The 17,271-nt window shown below is 75.8% G+C and carries 15 protein-coding genes; 6 read left to right on the top strand and 9 right to left on the bottom strand.

The window, feature by feature from the left end; all coding sequences use genetic code 11:
- Positions 1-227: 227 nt before the first annotated feature.
- Positions 228-620, top strand: coding sequence for a VOC family protein (locus ACF053_RS16690; protein WP_391954581.1), 393 nt, complete (start codon positions 228-230; stop codon positions 618-620).
- A 142-nt stretch (positions 621-762) separates the two neighbouring features.
- Here ACF053_RS16690 and ACF053_RS16685 read toward each other — a convergent pair whose 3' ends face one another.
- Complete coding sequence (locus ACF053_RS16685) at positions 763-2,520, bottom strand: PP2C family protein-serine/threonine phosphatase (protein WP_391954580.1); 1,758 nt, start codon at positions 2,518-2,520, stop codon at positions 763-765.
- 285 nt (positions 2,521-2,805) lie between these two features.
- On the opposite strand from ACF053_RS16685, the gene ACF053_RS16680 reads away from it, so the two are divergent.
- Positions 2,806-3,513 carry a DsbA family oxidoreductase gene (locus ACF053_RS16680; RefSeq protein WP_391954579.1) on the top strand — a complete coding sequence of 236 codons (708 nt, stop codon included), beginning with the start codon at positions 2,806-2,808 and terminating at the stop codon, positions 3,511-3,513.
- A 69-nt stretch (positions 3,514-3,582) separates the two neighbouring features.
- Positions 3,583-4,662, top strand: coding sequence for an aminotransferase class V-fold PLP-dependent enzyme (locus tag ACF053_RS16675; RefSeq protein ID WP_391954578.1), 1,080 nt, complete (start codon positions 3,583-3,585; stop codon positions 4,660-4,662).
- A gap of 42 nt (positions 4,663-4,704) precedes the next feature.
- Here ACF053_RS16675 and ACF053_RS16670 read toward each other — a convergent pair whose 3' ends face one another.
- Positions 4,705-5,364 (bottom strand): MarR family winged helix-turn-helix transcriptional regulator, encoded by a 660-nt coding sequence (locus ACF053_RS16670; protein ID WP_391954577.1) that lies wholly within the window; start codon positions 5,362-5,364, stop codon positions 4,705-4,707.
- A 130-nt stretch (positions 5,365-5,494) separates the two neighbouring features.
- Here ACF053_RS16670 and ACF053_RS16665 point away from each other — a divergent pair, with 130 nt between their 5' ends.
- Positions 5,495-6,565, top strand: coding sequence for an alkene reductase (locus ACF053_RS16665; RefSeq protein WP_391954576.1), 1,071 nt, complete (start codon positions 5,495-5,497; stop codon positions 6,563-6,565).
- Positions 6,566-6,892: 327 nt separating this feature from the next.
- Here ACF053_RS16665 and thpD read toward each other — a convergent pair whose 3' ends face one another.
- From thpD to ectA, 4 genes are all read right to left on the bottom strand, one after another.
- Positions 6,893-7,813, bottom strand: a complete 921-nt coding sequence (gene thpD, locus ACF053_RS16660) for an ectoine hydroxylase (protein WP_391954575.1) — start codon at positions 7,811-7,813, stop codon at positions 6,893-6,895.
- A gap of 3 nt (positions 7,814-7,816) precedes the next feature.
- Positions 7,817-8,215 carry an ectoine synthase gene (locus tag ACF053_RS16655; protein ID WP_058944213.1) on the bottom strand — a complete coding sequence of 133 codons (399 nt, stop codon included), beginning with the start codon at positions 8,213-8,215 and terminating at the stop codon, positions 7,817-7,819.
- Positions 8,216-8,348: 133 nt separating this feature from the next.
- Positions 8,349-9,596 carry a diaminobutyrate--2-oxoglutarate transaminase gene (ectB, locus tag ACF053_RS16650; RefSeq protein ID WP_391954828.1) on the bottom strand — a complete coding sequence of 416 codons (1,248 nt, stop codon included), beginning with the start codon at positions 9,594-9,596 and terminating at the stop codon, positions 8,349-8,351.
- A gap of 139 nt (positions 9,597-9,735) precedes the next feature.
- Complete coding sequence (gene ectA, locus ACF053_RS16645) at positions 9,736-10,263, bottom strand: diaminobutyrate acetyltransferase (protein WP_391954574.1); 528 nt, start codon at positions 10,261-10,263, stop codon at positions 9,736-9,738.
- 549 nt (positions 10,264-10,812) lie between these two features.
- Here ectA and ACF053_RS16640 point away from each other — a divergent pair.
- Complete coding sequence (locus tag ACF053_RS16640; protein ID WP_391954573.1) at positions 10,813-12,279, top strand: LysR family transcriptional regulator; 1,467 nt, start codon at positions 10,813-10,815, stop codon at positions 12,277-12,279.
- Between the two features lie 25 nt (positions 12,280-12,304).
- Here the strand turns inward: ACF053_RS16640 and ACF053_RS16635 are convergent, their stop codons facing one another.
- Positions 12,305-13,432, bottom strand: a complete 1,128-nt coding sequence (locus tag ACF053_RS16635) for a pyridoxal-phosphate-dependent aminotransferase family protein (protein ID WP_391954572.1) — start codon at positions 13,430-13,432, stop codon at positions 12,305-12,307.
- Positions 13,433-13,500: 68 nt separating this feature from the next.
- Between ACF053_RS16635 and ACF053_RS16630 the strand changes: the two genes are divergently transcribed.
- Positions 13,501-14,586 (top strand): amidohydrolase family protein, encoded by a 1,086-nt coding sequence (locus tag ACF053_RS16630; RefSeq protein ID WP_391954571.1) that lies wholly within the window; start codon positions 13,501-13,503, stop codon positions 14,584-14,586.
- A 13-nt stretch (positions 14,587-14,599) separates the two neighbouring features.
- Here ACF053_RS16630 and ACF053_RS16625 read toward each other — a convergent pair whose 3' ends face one another.
- Positions 14,600-15,181 carry a GNAT family N-acetyltransferase gene (locus ACF053_RS16625; RefSeq protein WP_391954570.1) on the bottom strand — a complete coding sequence of 194 codons (582 nt, stop codon included), beginning with the start codon at positions 15,179-15,181 and terminating at the stop codon, positions 14,600-14,602.
- Positions 15,178-17,226, bottom strand: a complete 2,049-nt coding sequence (locus ACF053_RS16620) for a penicillin acylase family protein (RefSeq protein WP_391954569.1) — start codon at positions 17,224-17,226, stop codon at positions 15,178-15,180. The genes ACF053_RS16625 and ACF053_RS16620 overlap by 4 nt, the downstream gene beginning before the upstream one ends.
- Positions 17,227-17,271: the final 45 nt, after the last annotated feature.

Here is a 17,271-nt window from a genome sequence, read left to right as displayed (position 1 = left end):
CCGCGGCGGGCACGGCGCGGGCGGGTCCACGGGCGCCGGCCGGGCGTGCCGGGGCGGGCGGGTGACGTCCCGCAGCACCCCGGCCCCTGCCCTGCCCGGCGCGCCCTGCCCGCCGCTCAGGAGGAGGCACTCCTGCGCGTCGCCCAGGAACGGCCGGCGAACCCGTCCCGCCCCTCGTCCCCGACCCCGGCGGGGCGCGTGGCGGCATGAGGGGGCATGATCGCCCCATGCCCCATCTCGGACTGGTGACCGTGGTCGTCCGCGACTACGACGAAGCGATCGCCCACTACAGGGACGCCCTCGGCTTCGAGCTGCGGGAGGACACCCCGCGCGGCGACGGCGGCCGCTGGGTCGTCGTCGCCCCGCCCGGCTCGCGCGAGACGGCGCTGCTGCTCGCCCGGGCCACCACCGAGGACCAGCGGGCCCGGGTCGGCGACCAGACCGGCGGCCGGGTCGGGTGGTTCCTGACCACGGACGACTTCGACCGCGACCACGCGAGGATGACCGCCGCCGGCGTCACCTTCCTGGAGCCGCCCCGGCGCGAGCCGTACGGAACGGTCGCCGTCTTCAGCGACCTGTACGGCAACCGGTGGGACCTCATCCAGCCCGCCGCCGTGTGACGCACGCCCGGCCGAAACCCCGGCGCCCCGCCGGGAAGCCCGGAGCCCGGAACCCGGAGCCCGGCCCGACCCGGCCCACTCCGACCCGACCCCATCCGACGGGGCCCGAGCCGACTCGGCGTGACCCGGTCCGGCCCGGTGCTCAGTCGATCCGCAGCGCCAGCAGGCAGGCGTCGTCCTCGTGCGCGGCGCGGCCGTACTCCTCCGCCAGCCGGTCGACCACGCGCTGCGGCGACAGGCCACCGATCGACGCGAGGCGCTCGGCCAGGGCGTCCACCCCCTCGACGAGGTCCCGGCCCCGCCGCTCCACCACCCCGTCGGTGTAGAGGAGGAGCAGGTCCCCGTTCTGCAGTGCCAGCTCGGCGGTCTCGTAGGCGTGCTCCGGCACCACACCGAGCAGCGGGCCGCGGTGGTCCGTGGGCAGCGCGTACGTCTTCCCGCCCCGCAGCAGCAGGGGAGCGGGGTGGCCCGCGCTCGCCCAGTGCAGGACGCGGTCGGGGCCGATGTGCCCGACCACCACGGTCGCCGTCGCGGCAGCGGGGTCGACGCACACCAGCTCGTTCAGCCAGGTGGTGATGTCACCGGCGCTCGCACCCACCTGGGCGAGGCCCGCCACGGCGTACCGCTGCTGCGCCATCCGCGCCACCGCGTCCAGGCCGTGCCCCTGCGCGTCGCCCACCGCGATCAGCGCCCGTCCGTCCGGCTGCCGCCGGCACTTGTACCAGTCGCCGCCGACGGCCGCGTCGGGCTCCGCCGGCAGGTAGGCGGCCGCCGCGCTCACGCCCACCTCGGCCAGCCCCTCGGAGTACGTCGGCAGCACCGCGTCCCGCAGTACCGACGCCACGTGCCGCTCCGCCTCCGCCTGCTGCCGCAGCTCCCGCGCCTCGCTCTCCTTGGCCACCAGGCGGCGCCGGCTGCGCATCTGCGGGGTCAGGTCGCGGGCCACCATGTGCACCGCCCACGGGCGCCCGTCCGTCCCGGCCACCGGCCGGCCCAGCAGGTCCACGGTGCGCACCTCGCCGACCACGTTGAAGCGGATGCGGGTCCACGCGGGCTCCTCACCGGACAGCACCGACGCGAGGAACTCCCCGAACGCGCCCACGTCCTCGTCCAGGACCGCGTCGCACATCTCCAGCAGCGACCACGGCAGGAGCGGGTCCGCACGGAAGACGCGCTGCATGCCCTCGGACCACGACACCGCCCCCGACAGCAGGTCCCAGCGGCCCCACCCCATCGACGCCAGGTGCTGGGCGTCGATGGTCAGCAGCTCCGCCTGGCTGCGGACCGGCCGCCAGGTCATCAGCAGCCGGTCGCCGCAGGCCGCCGCGTGGTGCACGAGCTGCACCCGCTTCAGACGGCCGAACCGCTCCTCGGTGTAGTCCACGACCAGGCCGTTCAGCGCCCGGCCGGTCTCCAGCACCGAGGTCAGCGCCGGCAGCAGCCCACTGGTGACGGCGCCCGGCCGGGCCTCGAAGTACGGGCGCCCCACCTGCTGGTCGGGCGGCACCAGCCAGTCGGCGGAGCGCACGTGGTTGCCGGCGCGGATGAGGAAGTCGGTGATCGCGCCCCCCTCGTCCCGCACCGGCTCCAGCAGCGCGGCGGACGCGGGGATCGCGGGGAGCGTCGCGCACAGGCACCGCGCCGGGTCGTGCGAGGGGTCCGCGCCGGAGCAGGTGTGCGACGCGCCGTTGCCCTGTCCGCACGGGCACTGCGCCGCCGCGCCGCCGGGGCCCGCCGCCCCGGCGGCCTCGGCAGCCCGGGCGTCCGCGCGCGCCTCGTCCGCCCCGACGACGCCCCCGGCCTCTTCGGTCGCCTGCCGCACGTCGGCCCGCAGGGCCGCCGTCTCGCGTTCGATGAACGCCTTGAGGGTCACCACGTCGAAGGTGCGGGGCAGAGTCATGGCCGGGGCCTTCCCTGGGGGACGGGGACAGCCCACCACTACCGCGTTTCCCCGGACCGCCCCGGCAGACGCGCCCACCCCACCCCCCGACGTCCCCACCCGGCCGCCCCGTGACACCGCCCCGCCCCCCGGCCGCGCTCCGGCCGCCCCCGGGCCGCGCCCCGCTCGCACCCCGGTCGCGCCGGGGGAATGCGGCGCTGGTCGGGGGCGTTGGGGCGGGGGTGCGGAGGCGGCCTCCGCACTGCCTGCGTGCCCGCGCCGACGACCCTGGAGGGACGACCACACATGCGCGTCGAGATCTGGAGCGACATCGCCTGCCCCTGGTGCTACATCGGCAAGGCCCGGTTCGAGGAGGGCCTCGCGGCGTTCGCGCACCGGGACGACGTCGAGGTGGTGTACCGGTCCTTCGAACTCGATCCGGGGCGCGCCAGGGGTGACGTGGCGCCGGTCGTCGACATGCTCGCCGCCAAGTACGGCAGGACCCGCGAGGAGGCGCGGGCGATGGAGGAGCACGTCGCCTCCGTCGCCCGCGGCCAGGGGCTGGAGTACCGCGTCGAGGGGCGGGAGCACGGCGGCACCTTCGACGTCCACCGGCTGCTCCACCTCGCCAAGGCGCGCGGCCGCCAGGAGGCACTGCTCGACCTGGCCTACCGGGCCAACTTCGCCGAGGACCGGTCCGTCTACGAGACCGAGGTGCTCGTGCGGCTCGCCGTCGAGGCGGGGCTCGACGAGGACGAGGCGCGGGTCGTGCTCGCCGACGCCGCGGCCTACGCCGACGACGTGCGCGCGGACGAGCGGGAGGCGGCCGAGCTGGGGGCGACGGGTGTGCCGTTCTTCGTGCTCGACCGGCGGTACGGCGTCTCCGGTGGCCAGCCCGCCGAGGTGTTCACCCGGGCCCTGGAGCAGGCGTGGGAGGGCCGGGTCCCGCAGTCGGTCGACACCGCCTCCGGGGACGCGCCGTCCTGCGGCGCGGACGCCACCTGCGCGGTATAAGCAACCCTTTGGGCAAGGCGGCTGGAATCGGCCATTGACTTGGGGGAGGGGGTGTTCCAGGGTGGCGTCATGGAAACCCCCCTGGGAGGCGACGAGTTCGCGCCCGCGCAGACGTACCTGAACACCTCCACGTGCGGGCTGCTGCCCCGCCGCGCGGTGGAGGCGGTGAAGCGCCTGGCTGAGGAGAACGCCGCGGGTGGGCCCGGCGAGGTCGGCAGCTTCGATGCCGTGGCCGCCGCCCGGGCCGCGTTCGCCCGGCTCGCCGGGGTCGACCCGGGGCGGGTGGCGCTCGGCGCCTCCGTCTCGGCGCACGTCGGGCTCGTCGCGGCGTCGCTGCCGCCCGGGGCCGAAGTGCTCTACGCGGAGGGCGACTTCAGTTCCGTCATGACCCCCTTCGTCGTCCGCGCCGACCTGCGGACCCGCTCGGCGCCGCTGGAGGAACTGGCCGGCGCCGTGCGGGAGGGCACGCACCTCGTCGCCTTCTCCTCGGTGCAGTCCGCCGACGGCCGCGTCGCCGACATGCCCGCCATCCGCGCGGCCGCCGCCGCCCACGGCGCCCGTACGCTCCTCGACGCCTCGCAGTCGGCGGGCTGGCTGCCGCTGGACGCCGGGGCGTACGACTACACCGTCGCCGGCGCCTACAAGTACCTCGTGTGCCCGCGCGGCGCGTCCTTCCTCACCGTCACCGAGGAGGCGCAGGAGTCGCTGGTCCCGATCCACGCGGGCTGGTTCGCGGGAGAGGACCGGTACGGCAGCTGCTACGGGCCGGTCCAGCGTCTCGCCCCCGACGCGCGGCGCTTCGACGAGCCGCCGTCCTACCTCGCCTACCACGGCGCCGAACAGGCGCTGGAAGTGCTGCTGGAGGTCGGGGTGGAGGAGATCGGCCGCCACGCCACCGCGCTCGCCGCCCGGTTCCGGGAGGGTGCCGAGGCGCTCGGGTACGCCCCCGTGCCCGCCGCGTCGGTGGTCGTCGCCGTCCCGGGCCTCGGCCACCTCCGGCCCGCGCTGGCCCGCGCGGGCGTCGTCACCTCGGCCCGCGCCGGGAACCTGCGGGTGTCGTTCCACCTCTACAACACGGCCGCGGACGTGGACCGGGCCCTGGAGGCGCTGGACGCCGTGGGAGGGCCCGACGCCGTGGCGGCCGGCTGACGACCGCCACCTGCGGGGAGGGCCCGCCGGTCCCGGGCCCGCCTACCCCGCGTCCGCCGCCGGTCCCGGGGTACCGGTTTCCGCTTCCGACGAGCCCGGTGCCGACGAGCCCGTCGCCCCCGCGTCGGCCGGCGGCGCGGTCGGCTCCGGGGCCGGGCCGGCCCCGGGGGAGCCGGGCCCTTGCGAGTCGGGGCAGAACGGCGCCAGCCTGCAGAGGCCGGCCTCCACCTTGCCGAGCAGCCGCGCCAGTTCCCCCCGTTCGTCCGGGGTCAGGGCGGCGAGGCTGTGGTCCTCCAGCTCCGTCCACGCCGCCGCGACCTGCGCGTGCAGCGCGCAGCCGGCGTCCGTCGCCTCCACGAGCACCGCCCGCCGGTCCGCCGGGTCGGGGGCGCGGCGCACGTGCCCGCCCTGTTCCAGGCGCTGGAGCATCTTGGTGACCGTCGACGGGTCCAGGTCCAGCACCCGGATGAGCTCCGACTGGCGCACCGGCCCGTGGTCCCACAGGTGCATCATCACGAACTCCTGCCCCGGGTAGAGCCCCGCCGCCCGCAGGAAGCGGCCCGCCGCCACGCGGTGCAGCCGCGCCACCCGCGACAGCGTCATGCTGACCGGCCCGCCCCGCGCCGCCGACGGCGTGCCGTCCGGGCGGGCGGCGGCCGGTGCCGACCGGTGGGGGACGGACGCCGGAGGTCGGGCGGGCATGGGGGGCTCCTCGGGTGGACTCGTTCCAGTCTAGGTGGCGGCCGAAAAAATGTGGCCGACCAAGGAATGCCGTCGGGCACGTGGCGGTTCTTCTACTTGGCCGACCAACCCAAGTCTTCTGGAGCCCCTCGTGACCACTGCCTTCGACCCCGTCGACCTCGCCGGCACGCCCCTGCGCAACCGCGTCGTGATGGCCCCGATGACCCGCAACCGCGCCTCCGGCCGCGTGCCCACGGAGCTGATGGCCGAGTACTACGCGCAGCGCGCCTCCGCCGGGCTGATCATCAGTGAGGGGATCCAGCCCACCCCGGAGGGGCAGGGGTACCCGGACACCCCCGGCCTGCACTCCGCCGAGCAGATCGCCGCCTGGCGCCGGGTCACCGACGCCGTCCACGCCGCGGGCGGGCGGATCTTCGCGCAGCTCATGCACGCGGGCCGCATCGGTCACCCCTCCGTCCTCGCCGACCTGCCCGGCGACCTCCACCCCGTGGCCCCCTCCGCCGTCGCCGCCGCCGGGCAGCTCTACACGTCCGAGGGGCTCCAGGACTACCCCGAACCCCGGGAGCTGACCGGCGCGCAGGTGCGGCAGGTGATCGAGGGCTTCGCCGCCGCCGCCCGCAACGCCGTCGAGGCCGGTTTCGACGGCGTGGAGCTGCACGGCGCCAACGGCTACCTGATCCACCAGTTCCTGGCCCCGGGCACCAACCGGCGCACCGACGAGTGGGGCGGGTCGGTGGACGACCGCGTCCGGTTCGCCGTCGAGGCGGTCAAGGCCGTCGTCGCCGCCGTCGGGGCCGAGCGGACCGCGTTGCGGATCTCGCCCGGGAACCCCTTCAACGACATCGACGAGCCGGACCCGCTGCCCGCGTACACGGCGCTCGTCGCCGAGCTCGACCCGCTGGGCCTGGCCTACCTGCACGTCCTGGAGGCGTCGCCCGAGGTGCGGGACGTCACCACGCAGCTGCGCAAGCAGTACTCCGGCACCCTCGTCCTCAACCCGGCGACCGACGGCCCGACCGACCACGGGGCCCTCACGCTGGTCGAGGACGGCACCGCGGACCTCCTGTCCTTCGGCGCGCTCTTCCTGGCCAACCCGGACCTCCCCGCCCGGCTGGCCGCCGGCGGGCCGTACAACGAGCCCGACCGGGCCACCCTGTACGGCGGCGACCACCGCGGTTACACCGACTATCCGACGCTCTGACCCGCCGCGCCGGGCCCGCACGGCCTTGTCCGCGTCCCGCGCGGCCGGACCCGGCGCGCCACACGGGAGGACCCGGCGTCCGGCGTCCCGCGCGGCCGGGACCCGCTGACCGGGGAACCGTGGACGGCCGGCGCCGTACGCGGCCGGTCCCGCCCGGCACACCGCGGGGCCGGTCGCGCCCGGTCCCCGGCCGGTCCCGGCGCGGCACCCGGCCGGTCCCGCCCCCGCACGCGTCAGGGCCCGCCTCCCCGGCACTGCGGGAGGCGGGCCCTGACGACCCGTTCGTCGTCTCGGCGGCCGGCGTCGGCGGCCGGCCGCCGACGCGGGTCAGCGGACCGGTGTGAAGTCCCTCGCCCCGATGAACTCCGGCCGGCGGACGGGCGCCGCGAAGGGCTCCACCGCCGTGTTCTCCACGCTGTTGAAGACGATGAAGACGTTGCTGCGCGGATAAGGCGTGATGTTGTCGCCCGAGCCGTGCATCGCGTTGCAGTCGAACCACGTCGCCGAACCGGCCGCGCCGGTGAACAGCCGGATGCCGTGCGCGTCCGCGAACCGCGTCAGCGCCTCGTCCGACGGGGTGCCGGCGTCCTGCATCTGCAGCGACTTCTTGTAGTTGTCCTTCGGCGTCTCGCCCGCGCAGCCCAGGAACGTCCGGTGCGAGCCCGGCATGATCATCAGGGCGCCGTTGGTGTCGCGGTTCTCGGTCAGCGCGATCGACACGGAGACCGTCCGCATCCGCGGCAGCCCGTCCTCCGCGTGCCAGGTCTCGAAGTCCGAGTGCCAGTAGAAGCCCGAGGCGCCGAAGCCCGGCTTCACGTTGACCCGCGACTGGTGGACGTACACGTCCGAGCCGAGGATCTCCCGGGCCCGGCCCACCACGCGCTCGTCGCTGACCAGCCGCGCGAACACGTCGCTGATCCGGTGCACCTCGAAGACCGACCGCACGTCCTGGGACTTCGGCTCGATGATCGAGCGCTCGTCGGCGCGGACCGCAGGGTCGGCGACGAGCCGGTCGAGCTCGGCGCGGTACGTGGCGACCTCGTCCGGCGTGAGCAGCCGGTCGACCGCGAGGAAGCCGTCACGCTCGAACGACTCCAGCTCCGGCGTCAGCGGGCCCCAGACCACCGGGTCCTGCCGGGGGGTGACCACCTCGGTCGCGCCCCGGGTCGGGTACAGGTCCGGTACGCCCGCGGCGGCGGCGGACGGGACGGTGGTGGCGGTGGTGGGGTTCGGGGTGGTCGTGGTCATGGTTCAGCCCTCCTCCGTGAGCAGCGGGTAGACGCCGTTCTCGTCGTGGTCCTCCCGCCCGGTGACCGGCGGGTTGAACACGCACACGCACCGGAAGTCGGTCTTCGGGCGCAGGGTGTGCCGCTCGTGGCCGTCGAGCAGGTACATCGTGCCGGGCTCGATCCAGTGCGTCTCGCCCGTCTCGTCGTCGGTCAGCTCCGCCTCGCCCTCGACGCACAGCACGGCCTCGATGTGGTTCGCGTACCACATGGACGTCTCGGTCCCGGCGTACAGCACGGTCTCGTGGAGCGAGAAGCCGACCTTCTCCTTCGCGAGCACGATGCGCTTGGACTCCCAGGTGCCGGAGGCCGCCCGCACGTGGCGCTCGGTGTTCTCGATGTCCTTCAACGATCGGACGATCACGGTGGTGCTACTTCCTTTCGTACGGCGTACGGGGCGGGACCGCGGGGGCCGGGGCCCCCGCGGCTCCCGGGGCCCGGCGCGCTCGGGGCGCCGGGGTTCCCGTGTGGTCCCGCGGTCGCGGACTTGGCGAAGGTCAGGCGGTCTCGCGGACGGCGCGCGCCAGCGTGGTCAGCCCCTCGTCCAGTTCCTCGGGCGTGACGGTCAGCGGCGGGAGCAGCTTCACGACCTCGCTCTCGGGGCCGGACGTCTCCAGCAGCAGGCCGAGCTCGAAGGCGCGCCGGCAGATCCGCGTCGCGCGCTCCTTGTCGGCGAACTCCAGGCCCCAGACCAGGCCGCGGCCCCGGTAGTGGGCGCCGTCCGCGGAGTTCTCGTCGCAGATGGTCAGCAGCGCCTGCTCCACCTGCTCGCCCCGGGCGAGGGTCTGCTGCTCCGTGCCGCCGTCGGCCCAGTACGCGCGGAGGGCCGCCGTCGCGGTGACGAAGGCCGGGTTGTTGCCGCGGAAGGTGCCGTTGTGCTCGCCGGGACCCCACACGTCCAGCTCCGGCCGGAACAGGCAGAGCGACATCGGCAGTCCGTACCCGCTGATGGACTTCGACAGGGTGACGATGTCCGGGGTGATGCCGGCCTCCTCGAAGGAGAAGAACCCGCCGGTGCGGCCGCAGCCCATCTGGATGTCGTCGACGATCAGCAGCATGTCGCGGCGGTCGCACAGCTCCCGCAGCGCGCGCAGCCACTCGGGCCGCGCGACGTTGATGCCGCCCTCGCCCTGCACGGTCTCGACGATCACGGCGGCCGGCTGGTTGAGCCCCGAGCCGCTGTCCTGCAGCAGCCGCTCGAACCACAGGAAGTCCGGGACCCGGCCGTCGAGGTAGTTGTCGAACGGCATCGGCGTGCCGTGGACCAGCGGGATGCCGGCGCCGGCCCGCTTGAAGGCGTTGCCCGTGACGGCGAGCGAGCCGAGCGACATGCCGTGGAAGGCGTTGGTGAACGACACGATGGACTCGCGGCCCTTCACCTTCCGGGCCAGCTTCAGCGCCGACTCCACGGCGTTGGTGCCGGTCGGGCCGGGGAACATCACCTTGTACGGCAGGTCCCGGGGGCGCAGGACGAGGTCGTGGAACGTCTCCAGGAAGGCGCGCTTGGCGGTGGTCGCCATGTCCAGCCCGTGCGTGACGCCGTCCCGCTCCAGGTAGTCGATCAGCGCTCGTTTCAGCACGGGGTTGTTGTGGCCGTAGTTGAGGGAGCCCGCGCCGGCGAAGAAGTCCAGGTACGAGCGGCCGTCCTCGTCGGTGAGGCGGGCGCCCCGCGCGCGGTCGAACACGGTCGGCCAGCCGCGGCAGTAGCTGCGCACCTCCGACTCCAGGTTCTCGAAGGCGGCCATCGGGGACGCGCCGCCGTCGTAGGCGGTCGGGGCGGGGCGCGGGGTGTCGGTCGGTCGGGCGGACGGGGTGATGGTCACAGCTGGTCCCTCCTGCGGGGGTCGCGGGGCGTGGGGCGGGGGAGCGGGGGCGCGGCGGCGGTCAGACCGCCGCGGCGACCGGCCGGATGCGGTAGAGCACCTCGGGCTCGTGGCCGCCCTCCGGGAACAGCTCCCCGTCGAAGAGGACCTCCCGCTCCAGCGAGGCGCCCCGGCGCTCGGCGAACGAGGTGAAGAGCCGGTCGGACGCCGTGTTGTCGGGCGTGACGGTGGTCTCCACGGTGTGGATCCCGCGGTCGGCCAGCCGCGCCACGAGGGCGTCCAGCAGCGTGCCCGCCAGGCCCCGGCCGCGGTGGCCGTGGTCGACGGCGACCTGCCAGACGACGAGCGTCCCGGGCCGGTCGGGGCGGACGTACCCGGTCACGAAGGCGACCGGTTCGCCGTCCGTGTCGCGCGCGACGACGGACGTGGCCGCGAAGTCCCGGCACCACAGCAGGTAGCTGTACGAGGAGTTCAGGTCCAGCACCTCGGAGTCGCGGGCGATGCGCCACAGGGCGGCGCCGTCCTCCACTCGTGGGCTGTCGATGAATTCGGATCGGGCAGGTACGAGGTCTGTTGGTGCGGCGGTCATGCGGATGGAACTTACCCAGCAATTCTTTGGATTGCATGGTCGGAAGGTGTTGGGTGGCTGGCACGTCTGTGTTATCGCGCGTACGCGGGACGATCCGATGGGGCCTGTGGTTGTGGCGGATTTACCTGGATAAATTGGGTCATAACGACGCGGATGTTGAATCGATCACACCTCGGAACGACCGTGGGCCCTCCATGATTCGTTCACAGGACCGTGCGCGAATCTTGGTGTTTGACGTCTTCGGATGTGGGCAGCAGAAAGTGGGGAGCTACCCACGCGAATATCTCGGTGAAAGGCGCCGAAGTGCGTCGGAAATAAGTGCCGAATTCTTTGTTCGGAGCAATAGGGGCGCGCTCGGGGGGCGTCGGTGCCGCCGGACGCGTCCCGCCCGGCGCCGGGCCGCGCGTCCGGTTCCGCACCCTGCCCGCGCGTCGTGTTCGCACATCCGCGCCGTCCACCCGTACACATGGGGAAGAGACCGTCCCCGCCCGGTCGTTGACCGGACCGGACGGCAGGGCAGCGATCAGTGAGGGGCGGGTGGGCGCGGCGGTGGAACTGCGTCAGCTGGAGTACTTCGTGGCCGTCGCCGAAGAGCACGGCCTCGCTCGCGCCGCCGAACGGCTGCGCAGCACCGCGGAGGCGGTGGCCGGGCGGATCGGCGCGCTGGAGGGCGACCTGGGGCTGCGGCTCTTCGAACCGGCGGCCCCCGGGCACGTACGGCTCACCGCCGCCGGCGAACGCCTGCTGCCCGAGGCGCGGGCCGCGCTCGCCGCGGCGGGACGTGTGCGGGAGACGGCGGCCGGCATCGCGGGCGGGACGGACGGTCTGGTGCGCCTCGGCACCAGCCGCGCCTTCTCCGACCGCGTGTACCGGGCCCTCGGCGTCCTCGCCGAACGGCGCCCCCGGCTCCGGGTGCGGCAGGAGCGCGCCCCGCAGGACGCGCGCCTCGCCGCGGTCCGCTCCGGGACGTTCGACGCCGCGCTGGTGCGGGCCGTGCGCCGCGTCGACGGGATGGTGCTGTACCCGGTGTGGACCGAACCGCTGCTCGTCGCCCTGCCGGCGGGACACCCGCTCGCCGCACGGGACGAGCTCCACCCGGAGCAGCTGGCCCGCCTCCCGCTGCGACTGGCGCCCCGCGCGGTGAACCCGGCCTTCCACGACCTGGTCACGGGCGCCCTCCCGCAGTGGACGCCCGGGCCCCCCTTCACCACCCTGCGAGCCACCCTCGACGACCTGGCGGGCGCCGCCGAACCGTCCTGGACGGTCTTCCACCCGGTGGGGCCCCTGCCGCGCGACCGCCGGCTGGCCTTCCGCGCCCTGCGCGCGCCCCGGGTCCCGGTCTCGCTCGCCGTACGGGCGGGCGGTCTCGTCCCGGCGGTACGGGCCCTGCTGGAGGCGCTCACCGGCACCACCGACCCGCCGCCCGCGCCGTGGCCGGTGCCCGTGCCGGACCCCCGGGCGGCACCGCCCCGGCCGGCACCGCGTACACCCCGGCCGGTGACGGCACGGGCCGCCCCGGCCCGGCCCGCGTCCCCGGCCACCGCGGCCCCGACCGCCGGGGCCGCCGGCGCGTCACGGCCGCCGTGCGGCACCCCGGTCACGGCCCCCGCACCCGCGCCCCGGGCCTCCGGCGACCGGCGCGACGCCACCGCGCGGAGCGGAACCCCGGACGCGACACACGCTGCGCCGCCCCAGGGACCTGCCCCGGCCGACATGCCGGCCGCGGCGCAGGGCCCGGCCGGGGCGCAGGCCCCGCTCCCGGCTCCGGCACACGCCCCGGCCGACATGCCGGCCGCGGCTCAAGCCCCGGTCCCGGCTCCGGCGCCGATCGCGGCCTCGGCGCGGCTCCAGACCGTCATGCAGGTCCCGGGGCAGGGCCCGATCGTGGCGCAGGCCCCGGCCCCGGTGCACGCCCCGCTCCCGGCTCGGGGCGCGCTCCCGGTGCACGCCCCGGTCGCGGCCGACGCGCCGGGCCGGACCTCCTGCCCGGAGGCGGCCTGCCCCGACCTGCCCTGACAACCCCCTGCCGGGCGGGCCGTCCCTACCGCCACGCCTCCGCCGCCGCCCGCAGCGCCGCGTCCGCGTCGACCTCCCGGCCCGTCGCGGCCAGGGCGGCGCCCAGGGCCGTCAGGCACGCCCGCACGGTGCCCGGGGTGGCGGCGGGCCCGTAGTGGTTCACCCGGACCATCTCCGCGGCCAGCGCCCCGCCGCCCGCCGCCAGGGGCAGCGCGGGGACGCCACCGCCGGCGCCGGAGGCGGGCGCCGCCTCCAGCGCGGCGGCGACCAGCAGGGAGGCGTCCACCCCGGCCGGGGTGCGCAGCGTCGTCGCGACGGGGGCGGCCTCCCGCGCCTCGTGCACGTACGGCTCCAGGCCGCCCCCCAGCGCGAGCACGCCCGCGCGGGTGGCCGCCGCGGCCGACGCGTGCCGCGCGGTGAGCGCGTCCAGCCCCTCCGCGTCGATGCGGTCCAGGCACGCCTCCAGCGCCAGCATCTCCAGCTGCGCGGGCGCGTGGAGCAGCGCCCTGCGGCCGCCGTCGATCCAGCGCTCCTTCCAGTCCAGGAGGGAGAGGTACGAGCGGCGCGGCGCGGCCGGGTTCGCCGCGAACCGCTCCCACGCGCGCGGGCTGACCGACACGGCGGAGACACCCGCCGGGCCGCCCATCGCCTTCTGCGCGCCGATGACGCACAGGTCGACGCCCCACGCGTCCGGCAGCACCGGCTCCGCGCCGATCGAGGCCACCGCGTCCAGGGAGAACAGCGCGCCGTGCGCCCGGACCACCTCGCCGATCTCCGCGACCGGGTTGGTGTTGCCGGTCGCGGCTTCCGCGTGCACCAGCGACACGAAGTCGATCTCCGGGTGCCGCTCCAGCGCCCCGGCGACCTGCTCGGCGGTGGCCGCCGTGTGGAAGGGCACCTCCAGGTCCACCACCGTCGCGCCGCAGTCGCGCAGCCAGTCGCCGAAGGTCTGCCCGTACGGGCCGGTGATCACGTTGAGCGCGGTCGAACCGGGTCGCGCGCCGCTGCGGATGCACCCCTCCAGCGGCAGCAGCGCCTCGCCCTGCGTGACGACCACGTCGTGCCCGGTGCCGAGCAGCGCGGCCACGCGCCGCTCGATGGCCGCGAAACGGTCGGCGGTCAGCGGGGCCAGATCGAGGAGGGGGTGCGTCACGGGGCTCTCTTTCCTTCACGTACGGACTGCTTCGCCGAGGGTACTTGCGCCCTCGTAGAGTGCTGGGCATGAGCCTGGTGCTGCATGTGACGGGGCGGGTGCTGGCCGGCCCCGAGGACGTACGCGACGAACTGTGGGTGGTCGACGGGCGGGTGACCTACGACCGGCCGGCCGGCGCGCGGGACGTCCGCACGATCACCGGCTGGGCGCTGCCGGGGCTGGTCGACGCGCACTGTCACGTCGGTCTCGACGCCCACGGGCCCGTCGACGCGGCGACCAGCGAGCGGCAGGCCCTCACCGACCGGGACGCGGGCACGCTCCTCATCCGCGACGCCGGTTCGGCCGCCGACACCCGGTGGATCGACGACCGCGGCGACCTGCCGAAGATCATCCGCGCGGGCCGCCACATCGCCCGCACCAAGCGCTACATCCGCAACTACGCGCACGAGATCGAGCCCGCCGACCTCGTCGCCTACGTCGCCCGCGAGGCGCGCCGCGGCGACGGCTGGGTGAAGCTCGTCGGCGACTGGATCGACCGCGACGCCGGCGACCTCACCGCCTGCTGGCCGCGTGCCGAGGTCGAGGCGGCGATCGCCGAGGCCCACCGGCTGGGCGCCCGCGTGACGGCGCACTGCTTCGCCGAGGAGTCGCTGCGCGACCTGGTGGAGGCGGGCATCGACTGCGTGGAGCACGCCACGGGCCTGACCGAGGAGACGATCCCGCTCTTCGCCGAGCGCGGCGTCGCGATCGTGCCGACGCTCGTCAACATCGCGACGTTCCCGCGGCTGGCCGCCGGGGGAGAGGGCAAGTTCCCGCGCTGGGCGGACCACATGCGCAGGCTGCACGCGCGCCGGTACGACACGGTCCGCGCCGCGTACGACGCCGGCATCCCCGTGTTCGTCGGCACCGACGCGGGCGGCTCGCTGGCGCACGGGCTGGTGGCGGCCGAGGTCGCCGAGCTGGTCACCGCCGGCATCCCGCCGCTCGACGCGCTGTCGGCGACGACCTGGGGCGCCCGCGCCTGGCTGGGACGCCCCGGCCTGGAGGAGGGCGCCCCGGCGGACCTCGTCGTCTACGACGCGGACCCGCGCACCGACGTCCGGACGCTGGCGGCGCCCCGCCGGATCGTCCTCGACGGCCGCGTCGTGGGCTGACGCCGGGCGGCGGTCAGCGGGTGAGGAACGCCAACCGGGCCCGCTTCTCCACGAGGTGGACCTCCGGGAGCACGATCTCCGGGAGGACCACCTCGGGGCCGAGCTCGAAGCCGCCGCGGACCAGCAACGCGACGGCCTTGTCGTTCGCCGCGTCCGGCTCGGCGACGATCCGCGTGCGGCCGCCGCTCAGCGCGAAGTCCGTCAGCACGCCCAGCAGGTGCCGGGAGAAGCCGCGTTCGGGTGTGTCGGTGGGCGCCAGCAGCAGGTGGACGCCGATGTCGCCCGGCCGGACCTCGTAGCACTCGCTGACCCGGTCGGCCTCCGGCTCGTACGTCTGGAACAGCGCGACCGGCGCCGCGTCCCGGTACACCAGGAACGCGTGGTGCGTCGTGAGCGAGTCGAGGTGCGCGTAGACGTCCCGCACCTCCGTCACGTCGATCTCCCGCATGCCCCAGAACCGGGCCCGGTCCTCGCTCACCCACGCGTGGACCAGCGGGGCGTCCCGGTCGGGGTCCAGGGGCACGATCCGTACCGTGCCGAAGCCGTCGACGGCCTGCTCGTACGCGGCGGGGCGGGGGTCGGCGCTCGTCGTCATGCGGGGTGCTCCTTGCTGAGCCGGTTCCAGTCGGTGATCACGGGGGTCAGGGCGCCGCGCCGCCACAGCGGCAGCTGGTCCGCCTCGTGCGGGTCGCCGGGCACGCCCGACGCGCCGAACGGCACGACCCACAGGCTGTCCTCGCGCCGCGCGAGGTCCCACACGTAGCGGGCGGCCGGGCCGCGCGCGCTGCGGTCGGTCACGCCGGGGACGCTCGACGTGGACAGCACGCAGTCGTGGTCGCCGTCCAGGCCGGGCCACCGGGCGTCGTCGCCGTCCGGCAGCGCCGCCCACGGCGCGAGGCGGTGCGTGGCGCCCCAGGGTCCGTCCGGCGGCGCGGCGGCCGTCGCCTCCAGGGCGGCGCGCACGGCCGCCTCCCGGTCGGCGGGCGGCACGGGCCCGGACGTCAGCAGCGTCTCCAACGCGTAGGCGACGCGCGGCAGGAGGGCCAGCCACGGCCGGAAGAGCGCCGGGTACGCCGGGATCTCGGCCAGCGGCGCGAAGGCGGCGTGGGCGGCGACGCGGCGGACGACCTCGCCGCGCACGGCGGCGTACAGCGCCGCGTCGACGCTGTCGGCGTCCATGTGCCGGTCCCAGCGCAGCAGCCGGTCGCGCAGGGCGGCGGCGGGCGCGGTGAGCCCGTCCAGCCCGGCGGCCAGGTCGAGCAGCGGGCGGGCTGAGGCGAGGTGGGTGTCGGTGTGCACGGCCGCCATGCCGGCCGCCGTCCACTCCCGCGACCCCGCCAGGAGCCGCGCGATGCGCCCGGCGCGGTGCGGGGGCGCGAACTCGACGCCCAGCGGCCCCGCGAGGCCGCGGGCGTTGGCCATCACCGCCACGCCGTCGACGGGGGCGCGCGGCAGCGGCTCGTGACGGCCGCGCCACTCGTGCGCCGGCTCCCAGGCGGGGACGACGCGCAGCATGTTGTCCCGGTGGCGTACGGGGACGTGGCCGGCGACCCGGTGGAGGGTGCCGCCCTCGGTGTCGGCGGCCTGCACGACGTTCACCGGCTCGACCCACCGGTCGACGGCGCGGTCGACGTCGGCGACCGTCCGCGCGGCGAGCAGCGCGGGCAGCGCGGCGAAGCCGAGCTCGCCGGTGACGCGGGGCGGGTGGCGCAGGCTGAGGGCGCCGCCCTCGCCGTCGTCGGGGACCACGACGGGGCCGCGGTCGGTCTCGACGACCTCCACGGTGACCGGTGCGGCGCCCCGGACCTCGATGGTCTCGGTGTGGACGCGGGCGGGCCGCCATCCGTCGGGACCGAGCGCCTCGGTCCCGCCGTCGCGGTGGCGCAGGCGCTCGCGGTACAGGTCCTGGTAGTCGGCCATGGCGTTGGTGATGGCCCAGGCGGCCGTCCCGGTGTGGCCGAAGTGGGCGAGGCCGGGCACGCCGGGCACGGCGAGGCCGACGACGTCGTACTCGGGGCAGGCGAGCCGTATCTGCTGGTACACGCCGGGCGCCTCGATGAACCGGTGCGGGTCGCCGGCGAGGAGCGCGGCGCCGGTGGCGGTGCGGTCGCCGTCGACGAGCCAGCCGTTGCTGCCGGCGGTGCCGGGCCCGTCGGTCGCGAACAGCTCGACCTGCTCGTCGCCGAGGACCCGGGCGACCCGTTCGCGCCAGAGCTTGGTGGGGAAGCCGGCGAAGAGGATGTGCGTCGACAGCCAGACGCCGAGCGGCACCCACGGCTCCCACACGCCCGGTTCGAGGCCCGTGGCGGTGAACTCGCGGCTGCGGCGGGCGCCTTCGGCGAGCCCGGCGTTGACGCCGTCCGTGTACGCGGTGACCCACGCCCGGGTCTCGTCGTCGAGCCGGTCGAGGCAGCGGCGGGCGGTGTCGGCCAGCCGGGCGCGCCGGACGAAGACGTCCCAGTCGACGGCGTCGGGCCCGAGGAAGGCGGCCGTCGTGCCCTGGGCGCGGTGACGTTCGACCTCCAGCTGCCACGCCCGGTCGTGGGCGGTGGTGCGGCCCTGGGCGTGGGCGAGTTCGCGCGGGTCGTCGGCGCGCAGATGCGGGATGCCCCAGGGGTCCCGGTAGACCTCGATGCTCACTCTTGTCCTGATCTCTTTAGGTAAGGCTGGCCTAACTTAAGCCAC

The sequence above is a fragment of the Streptomyces kanasensis genome, from assembly GCF_043077165.1.
Lineage (GTDB): Bacteria > Actinomycetota > Actinomycetes > Streptomycetales > Streptomycetaceae > Streptomyces > Streptomyces changanensis.
Note: the sequence above shows the minus strand (reverse complement) of the source record. Positions and strands in the feature narration are given on the sequence as shown.